General features: G+C 54.4%; 16 protein-coding genes and 1 other RNA gene. 12 read left to right on the top strand and 5 right to left on the bottom strand.

Going from position 1 to position 20,730, the window contains the following annotated elements:
- The first annotated feature begins 2 nt into the window (after window positions 1-2).
- The 8 genes from pheT (at window position 3) to IAI47_RS10920 (ending at window position 8,303) form a co-directional block, all read left to right on the top strand.
- The gene (gene pheT / locus IAI47_RS10955; protein WP_105099235.1) at window positions 3-2,390 is read left to right on the top strand and encodes a phenylalanine--tRNA ligase subunit beta; all 2,388 of its coding nucleotides are present in this window, start codon (window positions 3-5) and stop codon (window positions 2,388-2,390) included.
- Window positions 2,391-2,394: 4 nt separating this feature from the next.
- Window positions 2,395-2,697, top strand: a complete 303-nt coding sequence (gene ihfA, locus IAI47_RS10950) for an integration host factor subunit alpha (protein ID WP_003853259.1) — start codon at window positions 2,395-2,397, stop codon at window positions 2,695-2,697.
- A gap of 178 nt (window positions 2,698-2,875) precedes the next feature.
- Entirely contained in the window at window positions 2,876-3,859 is a 984-nt protein-coding gene (btuC, locus tag IAI47_RS10945; RefSeq protein ID WP_008926184.1) for a vitamin B12 ABC transporter permease BtuC, read from the top strand.
- A gap of 49 nt (window positions 3,860-3,908) precedes the next feature.
- Window positions 3,909-4,454, top strand: coding sequence for a glutathione peroxidase (locus tag IAI47_RS10940; protein WP_008926185.1), 546 nt, complete (start codon window positions 3,909-3,911; stop codon window positions 4,452-4,454).
- Window positions 4,455-5,204, top strand: a complete 750-nt coding sequence (gene btuD, locus IAI47_RS10935; RefSeq protein ID WP_003853253.1) for a vitamin B12 ABC transporter ATP-binding protein BtuD — start codon at window positions 4,455-4,457, stop codon at window positions 5,202-5,204.
- Window positions 5,205-5,272: 68 nt separating this feature from the next.
- Window positions 5,273-5,731, top strand: coding sequence for a C40 family peptidase (locus IAI47_RS10930; protein ID WP_003853251.1), 459 nt, complete (start codon window positions 5,273-5,275; stop codon window positions 5,729-5,731).
- Between the two features lie 294 nt (window positions 5,732-6,025).
- Window positions 6,026-6,772, top strand: a complete 747-nt coding sequence (locus IAI47_RS10925) for an EAL domain-containing protein (protein WP_008926186.1) — start codon at window positions 6,026-6,028, stop codon at window positions 6,770-6,772.
- A gap of 79 nt (window positions 6,773-6,851) precedes the next feature.
- A complete protein-coding gene (locus IAI47_RS10920; protein WP_008926187.1) occupies window positions 6,852-8,303 on the top strand; it encodes a protein adenylyltransferase SelO in 1,452 nt (483 codons plus the stop codon).
- A 7-nt stretch (window positions 8,304-8,310) separates the two neighbouring features.
- On the opposite strand, the gene IAI47_RS10915 is transcribed toward IAI47_RS10920, so the two are convergent.
- Both IAI47_RS10915 and IAI47_RS10910 read right to left on the bottom strand, forming a co-directional pair.
- Window positions 8,311-9,357, bottom strand: a complete 1,047-nt coding sequence (locus IAI47_RS10915) for a 3-deoxy-7-phosphoheptulonate synthase (protein ID WP_008926188.1) — start codon at window positions 9,355-9,357, stop codon at window positions 8,311-8,313.
- 152 nt (window positions 9,358-9,509) lie between these two features.
- A complete protein-coding gene (locus tag IAI47_RS10910; protein ID WP_003853242.1) occupies window positions 9,510-10,337 on the bottom strand; it encodes a pyruvate, water dikinase regulatory protein in 828 nt (275 codons plus the stop codon).
- 436 nt (window positions 10,338-10,773) lie between these two features.
- Here IAI47_RS10910 and ppsA point away from each other — a divergent pair, with 436 nt between their 5' ends.
- Window positions 10,774-13,158, top strand: coding sequence for a phosphoenolpyruvate synthase (gene ppsA / locus IAI47_RS10905; protein WP_008926189.1), 2,385 nt, complete (start codon window positions 10,774-10,776; stop codon window positions 13,156-13,158).
- 68 nt (window positions 13,159-13,226) lie between these two features.
- Here ppsA and rprA read toward each other — a convergent pair.
- Together rprA and ydiK are read right to left on the bottom strand one after the other, a co-directional pair.
- An RNA gene (gene rprA, locus IAI47_RS10900) (antisense sRNA RprA) lies at window positions 13,227-13,334 on the bottom strand.
- A gap of 292 nt (window positions 13,335-13,626) precedes the next feature.
- Window positions 13,627-14,745: an AI-2E family transporter YdiK gene (gene ydiK, locus IAI47_RS10895; RefSeq protein ID WP_003853236.1), complete on the bottom strand. Its 1,119-nt coding sequence runs from the start codon at window positions 14,743-14,745 to the stop codon at window positions 13,627-13,629.
- 205 nt (window positions 14,746-14,950) lie between these two features.
- Here ydiK and IAI47_RS10890 point away from each other — a divergent pair, with 205 nt between their 5' ends.
- A complete protein-coding gene (locus IAI47_RS10890; RefSeq protein WP_187961126.1) occupies window positions 14,951-18,004 on the top strand; it encodes an FAD-binding and (Fe-S)-binding domain-containing protein in 3,054 nt (1,017 codons plus the stop codon).
- A gap of 33 nt (window positions 18,005-18,037) precedes the next feature.
- On the opposite strand, the gene IAI47_RS10885 is transcribed toward IAI47_RS10890, so the two are convergent.
- Window positions 18,038-18,442 carry a hypothetical protein gene (locus tag IAI47_RS10885; protein ID WP_033743294.1) on the bottom strand — a complete coding sequence of 135 codons (405 nt, stop codon included), beginning with the start codon at window positions 18,440-18,442 and terminating at the stop codon, window positions 18,038-18,040.
- Between the two features lie 388 nt (window positions 18,443-18,830).
- On the opposite strand from IAI47_RS10885, the gene sufA reads away from it, so the two are divergent.
- Window positions 18,831-19,205: a Fe-S cluster assembly scaffold SufA gene (sufA, locus tag IAI47_RS10880; RefSeq protein WP_003853229.1), complete on the top strand. Its 375-nt coding sequence runs from the start codon at window positions 18,831-18,833 to the stop codon at window positions 19,203-19,205.
- Window positions 19,206-19,212: 7 nt separating this feature from the next.
- Complete coding sequence (gene sufB, locus IAI47_RS10875; RefSeq protein WP_003853227.1) at window positions 19,213-20,706, top strand: Fe-S cluster assembly protein SufB; 1,494 nt, start codon at window positions 19,213-19,215, stop codon at window positions 20,704-20,706.
- The last annotated feature ends 24 nt before the right edge of the window (window positions 20,707-20,730 follow it).

Genomic DNA, 20,730 nt, shown 5'->3' with positions numbered 1-20,730 from the left:
CAATGAAATTCAGTGAACTCTGGTTACGCGAATGGGTAAATCCAGCCCTGGACAGCGCTGCGCTGTCTGAACAAATCACCATGGCTGGCCTGGAAGTAGACGGCGTTGAGCCGGTTGCGGGTGCGTTTCATGGCGTCGTGGTCGGTGAAGTGGTGGAGTGCGGTCAGCACCCCAATGCCGACAAGCTGCGTGTGACCAAAATCAATGTGGGCGGCGAGCGTCTGCTGGATATCGTCTGTGGCGCGCCGAACTGCCGTCAGGGACTGAAAGTCGCCGTCGCGACCGTGGGTGCCGTGCTGCCAGGTGATTTCAAAATCAAAGCGGCCAAACTGCGTGGCGAGCCGTCTGAAGGTATGCTCTGCTCGTTCTCCGAGCTGGGCATTTCCGACGACCACAACGGCATTATCGAACTGCCTGCCGATGCGCCCATTGGCACCGACATCCGCACATACCTGCAGCTGGATGACAACACCATTGAAATCAGCGTCACGCCTAACCGCGCCGACTGCCTGGGTCTGATCGGTATCGCCCGTGATGTCGCTGTGCTGAACGGTTTACCGCTGAACAAGCCGCAGATGCAGCCGGTCACGGCTACGCTCAACGAGACATTCCCGATCCAGGTTGACGCAACAGAAGCCTGTCCGCGCTATCTGGGCCGCGTAGTGAAAGGGATTAACGTTGCGGCGGCGACGCCACTGTGGATGAAAGAGAAGCTGCGTCGCTGCGGCATTCGTTCAATCGATCCGGTTGTAGACATCACTAACTACGTTCTGCTGGAACTGGGTCAGCCGATGCACGCCTTCGACCTCGACCGCATTGACGGCGGTATCGTGGTGCGCATGGCGAAAGAGGGCGAAAAGCTGACACTGCTGGATGGCACTGAAGCCAGTCTGCAAAGTGATACCTTAGTGATCGCCGATCACCAGAAAGCGCTGGCCATGGCCGGTATTTTTGGTGGCGAACATTCAGGTGTGAACGGCGAAACGCAAAACATCCTGTTCGAGTGCGCATACTTTGACCCGCTTTCTATCACCGGTCGCGCACGTCGTCACGGTCTGCATACCGACGCGTCACATCGCTACGAGCGTGGCGTTGACCCGGCGCTGCAACACACCGCGCTGGAGCGTGCGACCGAGCTGCTGCTGTCAATCTGCGGCGGTGAAGCGGGCCCAGTCATCGATCAGACCCATCAGACAGCACTCCCTGTACCGGCGACGATCACCCTGCGCCGTGAAAAACTGGACCGTCTGATTGGCCACGTCATTGCGGATGATCAGGTTACTGACATCCTGACCCGCCTGGGCTGTGAAGTCACTGTGGGTGAAGGGCAGTGGCAGGCTGTGGCCCCGAGCTGGCGTTTCGATATGGCGATCGAAGAAGACCTGGTCGAAGAAGTGGCGCGTATTTACGGCTATAACAACATTCCGGATGTGCCAGTACAGGCCGGGCTGGTAATGACCCAGCACCGCGAAGCGAACCTGTCGCTGAAGCGCGCTAAAAACATGCTGGTGGATAAAGGTTATCAGGAAGCGATTACCTACAGCTTCGTTGATCCAAAAATCCAGCAGCTGCTTCATCCGGGTGAAGAGGCGCTGCTACTGCCAAGCCCGATCTCCAGCGACATGTCGACGATGCGTCTGTCACTCTGGACTGGCCTGCTCAGTGCAGTGGTTTACAACCAGAACCGTCAGCAGAGCCGCGTACGCCTGTTCGAGAGCGGCTTACGTTTTGTGCCCGATAGCCAGGCGGATTTAGGTATCCGTCAGGATCTTATGCTGGCTGGCGTGATCAGTGGCAACCGCGTTGAAGAGCACTGGGATCTGGCGCGTCAGACCGTTGACTTCTATGATTTGAAAGGCGATTTAGAGTCGCTGCTCGATTTAACCGGCAAACTGGATAACATCAGCTTCCGTGCTGAAGTGAATCCGGCGTTGCATCCAGGACAGAGCGCGGCGATTTATTTGCATGATGAACATATCGGTTTTATCGGCGTGGTTCATCCTGAGCTGGAACGTAAGCTTGATCTTAATGGCCGCACCTTAGTCTTTGAACTGCTTTGGAATAAGGTCGCAGACCGCGTCCTGCCTGACGCGCGCGAGATTTCTCGCTTCCCGGCGAACCGTCGTGATATTGCTGTTGTGGTGGCTGAAAACGTCCCTGCAGCAGATATCATCGCAGAGTGTAAGAAAGTTGGCGTAAATCAGGTAGTTGGCGTAAACTTGTTTGACGTGTACCGCGGTAAGGGCGTTTCTGAGGGCTACAAGAGCCTCGCAATCAGCCTGATTTTGCAGGATACCAGCCGGACACTCGAAGAAGAGGAGATTGCCGCGACCGTTGGCAAATGCGTTGCGGCATTAAAAGAGCGATTCCAGGCAACCTTGAGGGATTGAACCTATGGCGCTTACAAAAGCTGAGATGTCAGAGTACCTGTTTGAGAAACTCGGGTTAAGCAAACGCGATGCCAAAGAGTTAGTGGAGCTGTTTTTCGAAGAGGTTCGCCGCGCTTTGGAAAATGGAGAACAGGTTAAACTGTCTGGGTTTGGTAATTTCGACCTGCGTGACAAAAACCAGCGTCCTGGCAGAAACCCGAAAACGGGTGAAGATATTCCGATTACTGCGCGTCGCGTAGTAACGTTCCGCCCAGGACAGAAGCTGAAAAGCCGCGTAGAGAACGCTACACCCAAAGAGACTGACTGAATTTCAGCGTTTCAAAAAGGCCGCGAAAGCGGCCTTTTTTCATGGTTCCGGCACACAACATCACCGCTCCCCGCGCCGTTAATCGCCACGGCAGGCCTGCGCAAACCGCCTCATCAGCCTTTCTTTTTTCTGCAATCTCTCTACAATCAAATCACTGTTTTCTCAGCTAATCCTGCTTATGTCTCTGCTCGACACGTTCGCGCGCCAGTCCGACCAGCGCGGCCAGAAATGGCTGAGTGCGCTGGCTCTTACGCTCTGTGCACTGCTCTGTCTCAGCCTCTGTGCCGGAGACAGCTGGATCGCGCCCGCAGCGTGGTTCACCGAGAGCGGCAGACTCTTTGTCTGGCAGTTGCGGTTGCCCCGCAGCCTGGCGGTGGTGCTGGTGGGGGCGTCTCTGGCGATATGCGGTGTGGTGATGCAGGCGCTGTTTACCAATCCGCTGGCAGAGCCTGGCCTCCTTGGCGTCTCGAACGGCGCCGGTATTGGCCTGGTGCTCGGCGTGCTGCTGGGCAGCGGCTCGCTGTGGAGCCTCGGGCTGGCGGCGATGGCCGGTGCGTTGATTATTACGCTGATTCTGCTGCATTTTGCGCATCGTCAGCTTTCGGTCACCCGGCTGTTGCTGACCGGTGTGGCGCTGGGGATTATTTGCAGCGCCATCATGACCTGGGCGGTCTACTTCAGCACCAGTCTCGATCTGCGTCAGTTGATGTACTGGATGATGGGGGGATTCAGCGGGATTGACTGGCGCTATGGCTGGATGATGCTGGCGCTGCTGCCGGTGATGCTGGCCCTGGGAGCGACCGGGCCAATCCTCAATCTGCTGGCGCTGGGCGAGACATCCGCCCGTCAGCTCGGACTGTCCCTCTTTTACTGGCGTAACCTGCTGGTGCTGGCGATGGGATGGCTGGTGGGTATCAGCGTCGCGATGGCCGGTGCCATTGGTTTTGTCGGGCTGGTCATCCCGCATCTCCTGCGCCTGAGCGGTATCAGCGATCACCGTTATCTGCTGCCGGCCTCGGCGCTGGCGGGCGCGGCGGTGCTTCTGGCCGCCGATATCGTGGCACGTCTGGCGCTGACCTCGGCGGAATTGCCGATAGGTGTCGTGACCGCGACACTGGGCGCGCCGCTGTTTATTATTTTACTGGTGAAATCTTCGCGCTAGCTTCGGCTGGTTATTCTGGATCCACAACAGCATCCACAAAGGAAATAGCATGAACATTTATGAGACTGAACTGGTTACGCTCGATGGAGAAAAAACCACGCTGTCACAGTGGCAGGGCAAGGTTCTGCTGGTGGTCAATGTGGCCTCTAAATGTGGTCTGACGCCGCAATATGAAGAGCTGGAAAACCTGCAGAAAGCCTGGCAGGATCAGGGCTTCAGCGTACTCGGTTTCCCCTGCAATCAGTTTCTGGAGCAGGAGCCGGGCAGCAGTGAGGAGATCAAAACCTTCTGCAGCACGACCTATGGCGTCACGTTCCCGATGTTTGCCAAAACCGAGGTCAACGGCGAAGGTCGTCATCCACTCTATGCGCAGATGATCGCGGCCCGTCCTGACGCGGTGCGTCCGGAAGGCAGCGGCTTTTACGAGCGTATGGAGAGTAAAGGCCGCGCGCCGAAAGCGCAGGGCGACATTCTGTGGAATTTCGAAAAATTCCTGATTGGCCGTGACGGCAGCGTGATCCAGCGTTTTGCACCTGATATGACGCCGGAAGATCCAATCATTCTGGAAACCATTAAGCAGGCGCTGGCAAAATAGATGCTGTTACGCCTGCATCAGGCTGCTGTTCCCGGGCGGCTGCTGCCAATGAACGGTGAACTTGCCGCCGGTCAGCTGCTGCACGTGGCAGGCCCGAATGGCGCAGGTAAAAGCACCTTACTGAGTGTGATTGCGGGTCTGCAACCCGCCTCAGGGAGGGTGCTGCTGGATGAAAAGCCGCTGATTGACTGGCGCGGCGCGGCGCTCTCCAGGGTTCGGGGCTGGCTGCCCCAGCAGCAGGCGCCGCTGAGCCAGATGCCGGTCTGGCACTATTTACGTCTGCATCTGAAGCAGGCGGGGTCGCAGTCCGATGTCCGGCTCAGTACGCTGCTGCAACAGCTGCAGCTGCAGGATAAATTAACCCGTTCCCTGACCAGACTCTCCGGCGGTGAATGGCAGCGCGTCAGGCTGGCGGCAGTCTGTGCGCAGATTGATCCTCTCATCAATCCCCACGGGCGATTGTTAATTCTTGATGAGCCAATGACGGCGCTGGATATCGGCCAGCAGAAAGCGGCAGACGATCTGATTGCGGCGCTGTGCGCGGCAGGTATCAGCGTTATCGCCAGTAGTCACGACCTCAATCACAGCCTGCAACACGCCGATCGGGTCTGGCTGATGAACAGGGGACAGGTGGTTGCGCAGGGCGAACCGGCAAAGGTCCTGACGCCGCAGCGCCTGACTCCGCTTTACCAGATAACTTTCCGGCAGATTCAACTCGAAGGACGCACGCTACTGACCGTCCTGCCCTGACACTTGCTACATGGCGGGCTTTACCGCTACATTAAGCCGGTTGTAACTTCTGATAAGGACATTTGGCGATGCGCCTGGGTTTGCTGATTTTAGTTCTGCTGCTGACGGGATGCAGTCATCACGCTCCGCCGATTAATGGCCGTCTTTCCGATTCGATCACTGTGATAGCGGAACTGAACGATCAGCTCGGTCACTGGCGTGGCACGCCTTATCGCTATGGCGGCATGAGTCGTAACGGCGTTGACTGCTCTGGCTTTGTCTATCTGACCTTCCGCGACAAATTTTCGCTACAGCTGCCGCGCACCACCTCAGCCCAAAGCGATATTGGCACCCGAATCAGTAAAGATGAACTGTTGCCAGGCGATCTGGTCTTTTTCAAAACCGGACGTGGCGAAAATGGCCTGCATGTGGGTATTTATGACACCGATAATGCCTTCATCCACGCGTCAACCAGCCAGGGCGTAGTCCGCTCTTCGCTCGACAATGTCTACTGGCGGAAAGTGTTCTGGCAGGCGCGCCGTATTTAAACGCCGTTCGCCAAATCTGACTTAAGTCCAATTTTAAATAGAGCCGAAACAGAGAGTAAAAGCTTTATTTTAAATGACAGTTATTGACTGTGGGTTTTAATAACCAGAATAAATGCTTTTTTAATTCCACTAATAAGCGGTATTTTATCGCTATTATTTGGCTTAAGCGTGACTGCCTGTTGTCAAACGGCGATGGAAGGGCAAAGAAGTTCGTCTCTTCAATGATTTGGCACTATTGCCTGTACCCAACCATTACTATACGATATCTCCATCGCCGCTTATTCTGGCATCAAAATGAAAATTCATCTCTCGGCCGACTATCAGTCGGAAATCTGGTTCTATCCTGTCTGTGATGTTCACGGACGGTTGACCGCTGTCGAGCTGGTAACGCAGTTGGTGCATGAAAGTGCTCCCATCACTCTGCCGCAGGATCTGTTGCTGCCGCAGCTTGATGAGTCGCAGCAGCTGCGCCTTCTGCAAAGTCAGATTGGATTGCTGGAGCAGAATCGCGCGTTATTTGAAGCGCATTCTGTGTCAGCACTTATCCGTATTGATGAAGGGATGGCCCGGACACTGCTGGCCAGTGAATTAGTTATGCGGAAAATAAAGCAGCTGCCGTTCATTCTGTTGAATATCACTGAAACGTTTCCGCAACTGAAACTGGGCAAAAATAATCCCTTACTGGCTGACCTGCACGCTGAATTTAATTTAGCACTTTCACATTTCGGCGCGGGTAAGACACCCTCTAATGCAGTCTACGATAATTTATTCAGTTGTATCTGTCTGGATAAAGAGTTTATTCATTCGCTGGCAAAACGCGCGTCATTCGTGCCGTTTATTCAGAGCATTATCGATAATTTTCGCGCCCATTGTGACCGACTCATTATTTGTGGCATTGACGATGAAGTGTTGTTCGATAAAGTCAGCCAGCTGAACGGTGTCGACTTCCAGGGTGCGCTCTTCCCGGTAGTAAAATCGGATGCACTGCGTTCACTGCTCTGCGCCGATGATCGTATGCCATCTTCTCAGCATCCTGGTTGATACCCTCTTTTAATCCCCGCTATCAGCGTTACACTAGAGGACTCATCTACGTACCGCTGAGCAGCGCATGGGAGAAATAATGTCTTCTGGTAAGGCCACTTTTGACAACACCTGGTTTCGGGAACTGACAGGGTGTTACACCGCGCTAAACCCCACACCGCTGACAGGCGGACGCCTGCTGTATCACAACGCACCGCTTGCAACCTCAATGGGTCTGGATCCCGAACTCTTTGCCGGTAACGGTCATGACGTCTGGCACGGCGCAGCCCTGTTACCCGGCATGCAGCCGCTGGCGCAGGTCTACAGTGGCCATCAGTTTGGCGTCTGGGCGGGCCAGCTTGGCGACGGGCGCGGCATTCTGCTGGGTGAGCAGCGCCTTGAGGATGGCAGTAAACTTGACTGGCATCTCAAGGGCGCAGGCCTGACGCCATACTCAAGGATGGGGGATGGTCGCGCTGTAATCCGTTCCAGCGTGCGAGAGTTCCTCGCCTCAGAGGCGCTGCACCATCTTGGCATTCCCACCACGCGAGCATTGACCCTGTCGATAGGCGATGAGCCGGTCTACCGCGAAACCACCGAACGTGGCGCAATGCTGATGCGTATCTCACCGAGCCATCTGCGGTTCGGGCATTTCGAGCATTTCTTTTATAGTCAGCAGCAGGAGAAAGTGCAGCAGCTGGCCGACTACGCGATTCGTCATCACTGGCCGCATCTGGAAGCGGAAGCGGACCGCTATCAGCAATGGTTTACCGACATTGTGTTACGTACCGCGCGGCTGATTGCCCTGTGGCAGAGCGTGGGCTTTGCGCATGGGGTGATGAACACCGACAACATGTCGATTCTTGGCCTGACCATCGACTATGGCCCCTTTGGTTTTCTGGATGATTATCAGCCTGACTTCATCTGCAATCACAGCGACTATCAGGGTCGCTACAGCTTTGAAAATCAGCCGATGATTGGCCTGTGGAATCTTAACCGGCTGGCGCACGCGCTTTCGGGTCTGCTGACCACGGAGCAGTTGCGGACGGCACTGAGCGCCTATGAACCTGAACTTATGCGGGTCTGGGGCGAGCGGATGCGGGCGAAGCTCGGTCTGTTGACACAGCAGAGCAACGATAATGAGATTCTGACCGATCTGCTGGCCCTGATGACCCAGGAGCACAGCGATTACACGCTGACGTTCCTGCTGCTAAGTGAGACTCAACAGGCTGAAAGCCGCTCACCGTTGCGCGATGAGTTTATCGATCGTGAGGCGTTTGATGGCTGGTATCAGCGCTATCGCAGCCGTCTGATGGACGAGCAGGTCAGTGATACGGAACGTCAGGCAGTGATGAAGGCCGCTAATCCGGCGGTGATTCTGCGCAACTATCTGGCACAGCAGGCGATTGAAGAGGCGGAGCGGGGCGAGCAGGGTGCGCTGGCACGCCTGCATCAGGCGTTACAGCAGCCCTTTAGCGATGAGACGGCCGCTGAATATCGTCAGCGGCCGCCAGACTGGGGCAAAACGTTAGAGGTGAGCTGCTCCAGCTAACTGAAAATCAGAGGCGATGAGAAACCGCCTCGGCCAGCAGGGCGAGCACTTTTTCGCTCTCCTGCCAGCCGAGGCAGGGATCGGTAATCGACTTGCCGTAAACCAGCGGTTCGCCGCTCACCACTTTCTGATTGCCCTCTTCCAGGAAGCTCTCAATCATCACACCGGCAACAGCCCGCGATCCTGCTTTAATCTGCTCCGCTACCTCTGCCGCCACATCCATCTGACGACGATGCTGCTTCAGGCAGTTGCCGTGACTGAAGTCGATTACCAGCTGCTCTGGCAGATTAAAGGCAGACAGACTCTCCGCCGCTGCAGCGACATCACTGGCATGATAGTTAGGCTGCTTGCCACCACGCAGGATCACATGTCCATGCGGGTTGCCGCTGGTCTGATAGATCGTCATCTGCCCCAGCTTGTCCGGCGACAGGAACATATGGCTGGCGCGTGCGGCGCGAATCGCATCCACGGCAATCTGAACGTTACCGTCGGTGCCGTTTTTAAAGCCGACCGGGCAGGAGAGGGCCGACGCCATTTCACGGTGGATCTGGCTTTCGGTGGTGCGTGCGCCAATCGCTCCCCAGCTGATCAGGTCGGCAATAAACTGGCCGATCACCATATCCAGAAACTCTGTGGCGGTAGGCAATCCCAGCGTGTTGATATCAATCAGCAGTTTGCGGGCGATACCAATGCCCCGGTTTACATCGTAGCTGCCATCCAGGTTCGGATCAGAGATTAAGCCTTTCCAGCCCACCACGGTGCGCGGCTTCTCGAAGTAGGCGCGCATCACAATCTCCAGCCGATCGTCATAGCGGCTGCGCAATGCGTTCAGACGCTCTGCATACTCCAGGGCTGCTTTCGGGTCGTGCAGTGAGCAGGGGCCAATCACCACCAGCAGGCGGGGATCTTCACCGGTCAGAATACGGGCTATACGTTTACGGGCAGCCGTGACATTGTCGGCAATGGCCGGGGAAACGGGATGGTCAGCCGCCAGGCTGGCGGGGGTAATCAGACTACCAATGCGTGCGGTACGCAGTTCGTCGGTTTTGTTCATGAGTTTCTCGAAAACGGTTCTTCGCAGCGGTGAAATACCGGGAAGTGATGGTGGTCACAATAAACCATTAGCCTGCGAATTCAACCCGGGATTTGATAATGAAATCAAAAGCGACGGCAGCATCGCTTTACAACTCAGCATCGATAACACTCTCAGTACATGCGGCGCGTCAGACCCATGATGTCGAGAATTTTGGTGGCAATCTCTTCCACCGAGTAGTTGGTGCTGTTGAGATAGCGGATCTGATGGGTGCGAAACAGCGCTTCTACTTCGCCCACTTCCAGTCGGCACTGACGCATTGAGGCGTAACGGGTATTTTCCGCCCGCTCCTGACGTATCGCCGCCAGGCGTTCCGGATCGATAGTCAGCCCGAACAGTTTATTCTGATGCGCGCGCAGCGCGGGCGGCAGTTTGAGGTTATCCATGTCATCTGCGATGAACGGGTAGTTGGCGGCGCGCACACCAAATTGCATCGCCAGATAGAGGCTGGTGGGAGTTTTACCACAGCGCGAGACACCCAACAGAATAACCTGCGCATCCTCGAGTCCGCGCAGCGAGATACCGTCATCATGCGCCAGTGCGTAATCGATCGCCGCAATACGCGCATCATATTTACCCAGATTACTGGCATCCAGTCCGTGAGTACGGTGAGCAACCGGTGCGGGGGACAAACCCAGCTCCTGCTGCAGCGGTGCCACCAGCGCCTGCACGATATCCTGACAAAAGCCGTCGCTCTGCACGATGATGTCGCGCACTTCCGGGGTGACGATCGAGAAAAACACCAGTGGCCGCACACCGCTCTGCTGATAAAGGGCGTTAATCTGGGCTTTAACCGCCAGCGCACGCTGGACATTTTCTACGAAGGGCAGCGTCAGACTGGTGATATTAACCGGAAATTGTGACAGCACCGCATGACCCAGTACTTCAGCCGTAATGGCCGTACCATCGGAGATATAAAAAACGCTTCTGTCAGTTGTCATAACGTAATCAGCCTCAGACAAGAGTGAGCCGTTAGCATGAGCCATGCGCTTAAATAATTCATCTCTGATTTTAGTTTCTGTAATGCCTGTCCGGATTTTTTGTCTGCTGTTTCATCAGGATAATTAAAAACTAACCGCGGTTTCGCTTCACCGGGATGCTTTAAACCCTTATTACGCTGCAAATAGTCACGCAACTGTTGCGCAACAAAACAGAGGGATTAAATGGCTGAAAATCTGTCATTTCCTGCTGCATCAATCATTTAGCGAAAAATAGCGTCATTGCGCAACAGCAAAAAATTTCGCTCACAATTCTGAAACTGTTGCTGAAATTCTGCTTTAACGATTCAACACATCGTTATTGAGGGGGTGATATGCCAGGCTGAAAAGAGATAACTCCCTGTGTCCATTCATTGTTAATTGATAAAGGATAAGCGCAATGTCCATTAATGGCGAACAGCCACTCGTGCTCTGGTATAACCAGCTTGGTATGCATGATGTTGATCGGGTAGGCGGTAAGAATGCCTCTCTGGGTGAAATGATTACTAATCTCTCTTCGCTGGGTGTTTCTGTACCCAATGGATTCGCGACGACATCCTATGCCTTTAACCTGTTTCTTGATCAAAGCGGGCTCAATCAGCGAATTTACGCGCTGCTGGACGAGACCGATATTGATGATGTGAATGCGCTGGCATCAGCGGGTAAGCAGATTCGTCAGTGGGTGGTGGAGACCCCTTTTCTGCCGGAACTGGAGTCCGCCATTCTGGATGCCTATCAGCAACTTTCTGCCGATGATGAGGCCGCGTCGTTTGCTGTCCGCTCCTCGGCCACCGCGGAAGATATGCCCGATGCCTCCTTTGCTGGTCAGCAGGAAACCTTCCTGAATGTGCAGGGTATCGACGCCGTGATGGTGGCGGTGAAGCATGTCTTTGCTTCGCTGTTTAATGACCGCGCTATCTCTTACCGCGTGCACCAGGGCTATGATCACCGTGGCGTGGCGCTCTCTGCGGGTATTCAGCGCATGGTGCGCTCTGACCTGGCCTCTTCAGGTGTGATGTTCACCATTGATACGGAGTCTGGCTTTGATCAGGTGGTCTTTATTACTGCTGCGCTGGGACTGGGTGAAATGGTGGTGCAGGGTGCCGTTAACCCGGACGAATTCTACGTCCACAAGCCCACGCTGGCAGCGGATCGTCCCGCTATCGTGCGCCGCAATATGGGGTCGAAAAAGGTTCGCATGGTCTATGCCGATTCTCAGGCGCATGGCGAGCAGGTTCAGATCGAAGATGTGCCTGAAGCCGAACGCGATCGTTTTTGCTTAAGTGATGAGGAAGTGCAGGCCCTGGCTAAACAGGCTGTCTTAATTGAACAGCATTATCAGCGTCCGATGGATATTGAGTGGGCCAAAGATGGGCACACCGGTAAGTTGTTCATCGTTCAGGCGCGTCCTGAAACTGTGCGCTCAAATGGTCAGGTCATGGAACGTTATACGCTGCAGGGTCAGGGCAGCGTGGTGGTGGAAGGCCGTGCTATCGGTCATCGTATTGGCGCAGGCGTGGTGAAGGTCATCCACGATATCAGCGAAATGCACCGCATTGAAAAAGGTGATGTGCTGGTGACGGATATGACCGATCCGGACTGGGAACCGATCATGAAAAAGGCGTCAGCGATTGTCACTAACCGTGGCGGACGAACCTGTCATGCGGCAATCATCGCGCGTGAACTGGGTATCCCTGCTGTCGTTGGCTGTGGCGATGCAACCGATCGTTTGAAGGAGGGTCATCAGGTCACGGTTTCCTGTGCTGAGGGCGACACCGGCTACGTCTACGATCAGCTGCTTGATTTTGATGTCACCAGTTCTCAGGTCGATTCGCTGCCTGAACTGCCGCTGAAAATTATGATGAATGTGGGCAACCCCGATCGTGCCTTTGATTTCGCCTGTCTGCCTAACGAAGGTGTCGGTCTGGCGCGTCTGGAATTTATCATTAACCGTATGATTGGCGTCCACCCTAAAGCGCTACTGGAATTCGATCAACAGACACCGGAACTGCAGCAGCAGATCCGTAAAATGATGAAAGGATTTGATAATCCGGTCGAGTTTTACATTGGCCGCCTGACTGAAGGAATTGCCACACTTGGCGCGGCATTTGCACCGAAACGTGTAATTGTCCGACTTTCCGACTTCAAAACGAACGAATATGCCAATCTCGTGGGCGGTGAGCGCTACGAGCCTGAAGAAGAAAACCCGATGCTGGGGTTTCGTGGTGCAGGTCGCTACGTAGCGGACAGCTTCCGGGATTGTTTCGCGCTTGAGTGTGAAGCGGTGAAGCGTGTTCGCAATGAGATGGGCCTTACGAACGTTGAGATCATGGTTCCGTTTGTCCGTACCGTGGATCAGGCGCAGGCGGTGGTGGAAGAGCTGGCACGTCAGGGACTGAAGCGCGGCGAAAACGGACTGAAAATCATTATGATGTGCGAGATTCCGTCCAATGCGCTACTGGCGGATCAGTTCCTGCAGCACTTTGATGGCTTCTCAATTGGATCTAACGACATGACCCAGCTGACGCTGGGGCTGGACCGCGACTCCGGCGTTGTCTCTGCACTGTTTGACGAGCGTAATGAAGCCGTGAAAGCGCTGCTTTCCATGGCGATCAAAGCGGCCAAAAAACAGGGTAAATATGTCGGAATCTGTGGGCAGGGACCGTCCGACCATCAGGATTTTGCCGCATGGCTGATGGAAGAGGGCATCGACAGCCTGTCGCTGAACCCGGATACCGTAGTGGAAACCTGGGTGAGTCTGGCGCAGTTAAATAAAACCGCCTGATCCCCGGTTGTAGCAAGCATAAAGGCCCGCATTGCGGGCCTTTTCTATTTATAGCTGGCTTATTTCAGGCAAAAAAAAGCCCATCACAGGGGATGGGCAAAGACTACACACAGCAATTCTTTACTCTACTCAGGGGAATAAGTTTGTCTGAAAATCATCAGGTTGATTTCGAACATAGGAAACATGTTATTCATACGGCTGGCTGTCGTCTTTAAGAATCCTCTTATTAGTTTAAAGCCGATAATCTTTTGTCATCTTTACCTGGTCATTTGGCTTAAGAAACAGTGCAGAAAGTAATCTTTTTTAGCCCTGAATGGTCGTTTTTAGGTCAAAGATGGCTTTTTTATTAAAAATCGCTAATGAAAAACAGAATTTATCTGAATGATGAAGAGAGGTGCGGTTAATCATCATTAACCGCACTAATCAATGTACATCAGGGGGATTGGCGCAAAGTGCCATTGCACCGCATTATACAGCTGGTGGGGTACCCTCGTGATCGGCCAGTGCATCAGCCGAGGCCATCGGGTCTTTATCCGGGGCGGGCGCTTCATGTACCCAGACCGAAACCAGACGGTAGGAAACCGCCAGAACCACCGGGCCGATAAACAGACCAATCATGCCGAACGCGAACAGGCCACCAATCACGCCTGAGAGGATCAGAATCATCGGCAGGTCTGCACCCATACGGATTAACATCGGGCGCAGAACGTTATCCATCGTGCCGACCACACAGCTCCAGACCAGCAGCACGGTGCCCCAGGTGGTATCGCCGCTCCAGTAGAGATAGATGATGGCAGGAACCAGCACCAGCAGTGGACCGAGCTGTACCAGGCAGCAGAGGATCATCAGTACCGTTAACAGCGTGGCATAAGGAATACCGGAAATCGCCAGACCGATGCCGCCCAGCACACCCTGCACCAGCGCCGTCACCACCACACCCAGCGCTACGGCACGAATGGACTGTGCCGCCAGCAGCACCGCAGCATCACCGCGTCGTCCCGCCATGCGAAACGCGAAGTGACGGATGCCCTGGGCAGCCTGTTCGCCACGCCAGTAAAGCAGCACGCTGAACAGTAACATCACGCCCAGATGGATCATAAAGCGCCCGAAATGACCGGCCTGAGCCACAAAAAAGCCTGTGGTGCGGCCGATGTAAGGCTGTATTTTCGCCATCACGCCGGCACCGCCACTCGCCACCAGCGTGTCATAACTGACATACAGCTTTTTACCCACCATCGGGATTTCCCTGAGCCACGTCAGTTTCGGCATCGTGTGGCCCTGGGTCACCCAGGCAATCACAGGCGCACTGTTATCGATCAGGCTGCTGACCAGCAGGGCGATGGGAATAATAAACAGTAAGAGCAGCAGCAGTGTCATGACGATCACCGCGAGTGAACGGCGTCCCCATAACAGTCGCTGGAATTTCAGCATCAATGGCCAGGTGGCAATCACTACCATGCTGGCCCAGGCAAAGCCCAGAATAAACGGCTGCACCACCCATAAACAGGCGACGATCAGCAGCAGAATGAACATCAGGGTGAAGAGTATTTGCGGTAAATCCATATCCCGGTACTGGCTTTTCATCATTGACTCATAACCTCGTCTTAATCCTTCATTTTCGGGCATTCGGATGCCCGTTTTTATCATGATCTATTTGCCAGGGATTAAACAGCGTCGTGGTGAAAGGTTTTTGCCTTTTCTGAAAAAAGGGCAGACGCAGGAAAAATATGATAAAACGAGAAATCGCTAACGTATAAACGCAAACGTTTACAACACCTTCGGTCAGACAATCATGATCCCACAGATTTCGCAGGCGCCGGGCCTCGTTCAACTGGTGCTGACGTTCCTTGAGTCACTGAAAGAGCAGGGTTTTACCGGTGACATGGCAACCAGCTATGCCGATCGTCTTTCACTCTCTACCGATAACAGCATCTATCAGTTGCTGCCCGACGCGGCGCTCTTTCCACGTTCAACCGCCGATGTTGCACTGCTCGCCCGCGTGGCCGGCGAAGCGCGCTTTGCCAGTCTGGTTTTTACCCCACGTGGCGGCGGCACTGGCACCAACGGGCAGTCGCTGAATCATGGGATTGTGGTGGATATGTCGCGCTACATGAACCGCATCCTGGAGATTAATACGGATGAGGGCTGGGTGCGGGTTGAAGCCGGGGTGATTAAAGATCAGCTGAATGCCTGGCTGAAACCATTTGGCTTTTTCTTCTCGCCAGAATTATCGACCAGTAACCGTGCGACACTGGGCGGAATGATCAATACCGATGCGTCTGGTCAGGGCTCGCTGGTTTACGGCAAAACGTCGGATCACGTTCTGGGCTTGCGGGCTGTGTTGCTGGGCGGCGATATGCTTGATACGCGGCCCATGGCGACGGCGCTGGCAGAAACACTGGCACAGACGGCCACCCCGGAAGGGCGGATCTATCAGCAGGTGCTGACGCGTTGCCGCGAGCATCGTGCGCTGATTCTGGAAAAGTTTCCAAAGCTGAATCGGTTCCTGACCGGCTATGATCTGCGCCACGTTTTCAGTGACGATATGCAGACCTTTGACCTGACACGCCTGTTGTGCGGCGCTGAAGGAACGCTGGCCTTTATCACCGAAGCGCGACTCGATATCACCCCGCTGCCAAAAGTGCGGCGGCTGGTGAACATTAAATATGACTCTTTTGACTCGGCCCTGCGCAACGCGCCATTGATGGTGGAAGCGCAGGCGCTCTCAGTCGAGACTGTTGACTCTAAAGTACTGAATCTGGCACGTGAAGATATCGTCTGGCACTCGGTGAGTGAATTAATTACTGACGTACCCGACAAAGCGATGCTGGGTCTCAATATTGTTGAATTTGCCGGTGACAACGCAGCGCTGATCGATCAGCAGATTGAACAACTTTGCGCCCGCCTTGACGCGCTGATGGCGCAGCAGCAGGGAGGCGTCATTGGCTATCAGTTCTGTAACGATCTGGATGGCATTGAGCGCATTTATAACATGCGTAAAAAAGCGGTGGGTCTGCTGGGGAATGCCAAAGGCCGCGCTAAGCCGATTCCGTTTGTGGAAGACACTGCCGTTCCGCCGGAAAAACTGGCGGACTATATTGTCGAATTTCGCGCCCTGCTTGATAGCCACGGTTTGAGTTACGGCATGTTTGGTCACGTCGATGCAGGCGTCCTGCACGTGCGTCCGGCGCTGGATATGTGCGATCCGCAGCAGGAGATGATGATGAAACAGATCTCCGACGATGTGGTGGCACTGACTGCGCGCTACGGCGGCCTGCTGTGGGGCGAACATGGCAAAGGTTTCCGCGCCCAGTATAGTCCGGCATTCTTTGGCGAGACGCTGTTTAACGAACTGCGCCGCATCAAAGCCGCCTTTGACCCGTTAAACCGTCTTAACCCAGGCAAAATCTGCACGCCCTTTAACCGTAACGACGAGATGATGCAGGTGGATGCAGTGAAGCGCGGCACCTTTGATCGGCAGATTCCGGTCACGGTGCGCGATGAATGGCGTGGGGCGATGGAGTGTAACGGCAACGGCTTGTGTTTTAACTTTGATGTTCGCAGCCCGATGTGTCCCTCCATGAAGATTACCCGCAACCGCATTCACTCTCCTAAGGGACGGGCGACGCTGACGCGGGAATGGCTGCGGCTGCTGGCTGAACAGGGTGTCGATCCCCTTGTACTGGAAAAGCAGCTGCCGGAAAACACGCTGTCGCTGCGCGGCTTGATTACCCGCACACGCAACAGCTGGCACGCCAGCAAAGGGGAGTATGACTTCTCTCACGAGGTAAAGGAGGCGATGTCGGGCTGCCTGGCCTGTAAGGCCTGCTCGACCCAGTGTCCGATCAAAATTGACGTACCCGCGTTCCGTTCGCGCTTCCTCCAGCTTTACCACACCCGCTATTTGCGTCCGGTCAGCGATCATCTGGTGGCGGCGGTTGAAAGCTATGCACCACTGATGGCGAAAGCGCCGAAGGTGTTCAATTTCTTCCTGCGTCAGCCCTGGGTGAAAGAGTTAAGTAAAACGCATATCGGCATGGTCGATCTGCCTCTGCTCTCGGCGCCAAATCTGAAACAGCAGCTCAGCGGTCATCCCGCCATGAACATGACGCTGGAACAGCTGGAAGCGTTGCCAGCTGCCGATCGCGCTAACTGTGTGCTGGTGGTGCAGGATCCGTTTACCAGCTTTTATGAAGCCCAGTTGGTAAATGATTTTGTCAGGCTGATTGAGAAGCTGGGCTACCGTCCGGTACTGCTGCCATTCTTGCCTAACGGCAAAGCGCAGCATGTGAAAGGTTTCCTGCAGCGTTTTGCACGCACGGCAGCTCGCACCGCCGATTTTCTTAATCGGGTAGCAAAACTGGAACTGCCTATGGTGGGTGTGGATCCCGCTACCGTGCTCTGCTATCGCGATGAGTATCGTCAGACGCTGGGTGAGTCGCGCGGCGACTTCAGCGTATTGCTGGTGCATGAGTGGTTAGCGCGTGCGCTGTCAGAACGTGACGTGCAGGCAACAGGCGGGGAATCCTGGTATCTCTTCGCGCACTGCACTGAGGTGACCGCGCAGCCCTCCACACCGAATGAGTGGCAGGGGATCTTTGCCCGGTTTGGTGCAAAGCTGGAAAACATCAATGTCGGCTGCTGCGGCATGGCGGGCACCTACGGCCACGAAAGTAAAAACCTCGAAAATTCGCTGGGAATCTATGCACTCTCCTGGCATCCACAGCTTCAGCGACTGCCTCGTCAGCGCTGCCTGGCCACGGGTTATTCATGCCGTAGTCAGGTCAAGCGTGTAGAAGGCAATGGCATGCGCCATCCGCTTCAGGCATTGTTAGAGATAATGTAAAAAAATTGTGCGCGACGTCACGCCGTGGCTGGATTAGAATATCCAGCCTGCGTGACGCATAAAGTCACTTTGCAGCACGGTGGCTTTGTTCCATTCTCCGACCATGGCCAGTTGATGGCAGAGTCGGGTCAGGGACAATCGCGCCAGTTGATAAGCCTGAAGGCGAAACAGGCGATCGCGATCGTTGTTTCCCATCTCCTGCAGCAGTCGGTGATGCAGTTTACCCATGGCGTGCAGGTAACTCTGATCGTCACCGTTCATCTGGCAGATTTCTGCCATATCCTGACAGGCATCATTGAACTGACGTAGCTGATGGATCGTGCAGTCGGCCCGGTCAAGTTTTGCCTGTGCCATATAAAAGTCGACGGTGATATCCCGCATCGAAAACTGGTATTCGTCGATTTTATGCTGCAGCCAGGCTGAGACAGAAAGGGTCATCGCGTCGCCCTGAATGTTAATGATAATAATTATCATATTCATCCCGGCCGTGATTGCAACGGGTGGGCAGAAAAATTTATCGATTTATCCTGCCTGTCGGTATAATCGGAAATAACAATCTGTTTACATCAAAGAAAGGCGTAACCTATCAATAAGCACTTTGATCAAAAATGGTTTTTTTAAAAAGAGTGATTTATTAATAGGTTATCACCCGCTTATTGACGCTGATTCTCTTACCGCAGGGTGAGCGGGAGCAGCTATGCTTAATAAATAAGCAGATAAAACAGCACTAGATGATTATCCCTGCAAAACAAGAGGTTGAAGTGATTGTACAGATCACTACCATAGGGGGATAGCCTGAAAAGGTCCGGACTCAAGAGGTATCAACATGGCATCCGTTAATACAGACTCTTTCTCACCCGACGATTTTGTCTGGAAAGGGTTGACGCTGACTGAAACCGCAGCACAACAAATTCTCAATCTGGCGGCTCAGGATCCTGAAGTCAAGGGTCTGCGGCTTGGCGTGAAACAATCCGGTTGCGCCGGGTTTGGCTACGTCATGGATCTGGTTAAAGAGCCTGTCGAAGACGATTTGCAGTTCTCATTCCACGGCGCAACGCTGTTTGTGCCGCTTCAGGCGATGCCATTCGTTGATGGCACCGAGCTGGATTACGTTCGCGAAGGCCTGAATCAGATTTTTAAATTCAATAACCCTAAAGCTCAGCACGCCTGCGGGTGCGGTGAAAGCTTTGGCGTCGAGTAAGTGAAATATGTCACGACACAGCGAAACATCTGACGATGTACAAATCTGGGAAGGCAAGCTCAACTATAAAGAGGGCTTCTTTACCCAACTGCAGACCGAAGAATTTGCCAACGGCATCAATGAAGATGTGGTGAGGGCGATCTCGGCCAAGCGTAACGAGCCAGAGTGGATGCTGGAGTTTCGTCTTAAGGCTTTTCGTGCCTGGCTTGAAATGGAAGAGCCACACTGGCTGAAAGCCCACTACGAAAAACTCGACTACCAGGATTACAGCTACTACTCCGCGCCCTCCTGCGGCAACTGCGATGACAGCTGTGCTTCCGAGCCGGGTGCCATGCAGGCTTCAGGCAGCGCGCCAGCCAGCGACTATCTGACGCAGGAAGTGGAAAATGCGTTTAATCAGCTGGGTGTACCGGTACGTGAAGGCCGTGAAGTGGCGGTTGACGCCATTTTCGACTCCGTGTCGGTCGCGACCACCTATCGTGGCAAGCTGGCGGAGCAGGGGATTATCTTCTGTTCATTCGGCGAAGCCATTCAGGAACATCCTGAGCTGGTGAAGCAGTACCTCGGCACGGTGGTTCCGGCGAATGATAACTTCTTTGCTGCGCTGAACTCAGCGGTCGCCTCAGACGGCACCTTCGTCTACATCCCGAAAGGGGTGCGTTGCCCGATGGAGCTGTCGACCTATTTCCGTATTAACGCGGCGAAAACCGGTCAGTTCGAGCGCACCATCCTCATTGCCGATGAAGACAGCTACGTCAGCTACATTGAAGGCTGTTCCGCGCCAGTACGTGATACTTACCAGCTGCACGCGGCCGTGGTGGAAGTGATTATCCATAAAAATGCTGAAGTGAAATATTCGACCGTTCAGAACTGGTTCCCTGGCGGCGAAGGTGAGGGCGGTATCCTTAACTTCGTGACCAAGCGTGCGCTGTGTGAAGGTGACCACAGCAAAATGTCCTGGACGCAGTCTGAAACCGGTTCTGCTATCACCTGGAAGTATCCGAGCTGCATTCTGCGCGGGGACTACTCGGTAGGCGAATTCTATTCAGTGGCATTGACCAGCGGTCGTCAGCAGGCCGACACCGGCACCAAGATGATCCACATTGGTAAAAACACCAAATCGACCATTATCTCTAAGGGGATCTCGGCCGGTAAAAGTCAGAACACCTATCGCGGGCTGGTGAAGATCATGCCAACCGCCACCAATGCCCGTAACTTTACGCAGTGTGACTCGATGCTGATCGGTCCGGATTGCGGTGCGCATACTTTCCCGTATGTCGAAACCCGCAACAATACCGCCCAGCTGGAGCATGAAGCTACTACCTCACGTATCGGCGAAGATCAGATGTTCTACTGTCTGCAACGCGGTATCAGTGAAGAAGATGCGATCTCGATGATCGTGAACGGCTTCTGTAAAGACGTATTCTCGGAGTTGCCACTGGAATTTGCCGTGGAAGCCCAGAAATTGTTAGCCATCAGCCTTGAGCACAGTGTGGGCTGATGCCGTCACACGCCTTGCCGGAAG

Source organism: Pantoea sp. MT58, assembly GCF_014495885.1.
Classification (GTDB): domain Bacteria; phylum Pseudomonadota; class Gammaproteobacteria; order Enterobacterales; family Enterobacteriaceae; genus Pantoea; species Pantoea eucalypti.
This window is presented reverse-complemented; position numbering and strand designations above follow the sequence as displayed.

Bases quoted from the DNA above. Each gene is read 5' to 3' on its own strand.
- IAI47_RS10920 (WP_008926187.1), top strand. From the start codon at position 6,852: ATGTCTTCTGGTAAGGCCACTTTTGACAACACCTGGTTTCGGGAACTG.
- btuC (WP_008926184.1), top strand. From the start codon at position 2,876: ATGTCTCTGCTCGACACGTTCGCGCGCCAGTCCGACCAGCGCGGCCAG.
- sufB (WP_003853227.1), top strand. From the start codon at position 19,213: ATGTCACGACACAGCGAAACATCTGACGATGTACAAATCTGGGAAGGC.
- pheT (WP_105099235.1), top strand. From the start codon at position 3: ATGAAATTCAGTGAACTCTGGTTACGCGAATGGGTAAATCCAGCCCTG.
- ydiK (WP_003853236.1), bottom strand. From the start codon at position 14,745: ATGATGAAAAGCCAGTACCGGGATATGGATTTACCGCAAATACTCTTC.
- ihfA (WP_003853259.1), top strand. From the start codon at position 2,395: ATGGCGCTTACAAAAGCTGAGATGTCAGAGTACCTGTTTGAGAAACTC.
- IAI47_RS10915 (WP_008926188.1), bottom strand. From the start codon at position 9,357: ATGAACAAAACCGACGAACTGCGTACCGCACGCATTGGTAGTCTGATT.
- IAI47_RS10890 (WP_187961126.1), top strand. From the start codon at position 14,951: ATGATCCCACAGATTTCGCAGGCGCCGGGCCTCGTTCAACTGGTGCTG.
- IAI47_RS10910 (WP_003853242.1), bottom strand. From the start codon at position 10,337: ATGACAACTGACAGAAGCGTTTTTTATATCTCCGATGGTACGGCCATT.
- sufA (WP_003853229.1), top strand. From the start codon at position 18,831: ATGGCATCCGTTAATACAGACTCTTTCTCACCCGACGATTTTGTCTGG.
- btuD (WP_003853253.1), top strand. From the start codon at position 4,455: ATGCTGTTACGCCTGCATCAGGCTGCTGTTCCCGGGCGGCTGCTGCCA.
- IAI47_RS10885 (WP_033743294.1), bottom strand. From the start codon at position 18,442: ATGACCCTTTCTGTCTCAGCCTGGCTGCAGCATAAAATCGACGAATAC.
- IAI47_RS10925 (WP_008926186.1), top strand. From the start codon at position 6,026: ATGAAAATTCATCTCTCGGCCGACTATCAGTCGGAAATCTGGTTCTAT.
- ppsA (WP_008926189.1), top strand. From the start codon at position 10,774: ATGTCCATTAATGGCGAACAGCCACTCGTGCTCTGGTATAACCAGCTT.
- IAI47_RS10930 (WP_003853251.1), top strand. From the start codon at position 5,273: ATGCGCCTGGGTTTGCTGATTTTAGTTCTGCTGCTGACGGGATGCAGT.
- IAI47_RS10940 (WP_008926185.1), top strand. From the start codon at position 3,909: ATGAACATTTATGAGACTGAACTGGTTACGCTCGATGGAGAAAAAACC.